Origin of the sequence: Caballeronia sp. INDeC2, assembly GCF_023631325.1 — a bacterium.
In the GTDB taxonomy this organism is placed as follows: Bacteria; Pseudomonadota; Gammaproteobacteria; order Burkholderiales; family Burkholderiaceae; genus Caballeronia.
In genome coordinates, this window is the sequence record NZ_JALQDG010000008.1 from 1 (window position 1) to 413 (window position 413).

1 pseudogene is annotated in these 413 nt (G+C 65.6%); it reads right to left on the reverse strand.

The features are described from left to right. Nucleotides 1–413, reverse strand: a pseudogene (locus NCS28_RS07330) (porin); the annotation flags it as partial.

Consider the following 413-nt stretch of genomic DNA (forward strand, 5'->3'; position numbering starts at 1 on the left):
GTGTAGCTATAGCCCGCCGCGAAGTCCCATGCCGCCGTCGCCTTCCAGTGCAGCACCGTGCCGGCCGTGTTGAACACGGCTTGGTCGGTGAAGCGCGAGTTCACGCCCGGAATGTACTGAACGTTCGTGTACGTGACCGAGATGTCCCACGCGCTGTTGAACTGGTAGCCGCCCGCAACCGCGAAGCGCTGCTGTGCCTGTGCGCGCTGGTAGCCAGCGGTCACCGCCGACACGCCCGGCTGACCCGAACCATCGGTTGCCGACGTGCTGTTCACCGTCGTCGAGTTGCCGCTGTAGACGCCGCCGCCGTTGGCCGCGTTGTTGATGCGCGAGAACGCCACCGCACCACCGATCGGACCTTGCTGATACTGGATCGCCGCCGACCAGGTCGAGCCTTGATACACGCTGTCGGG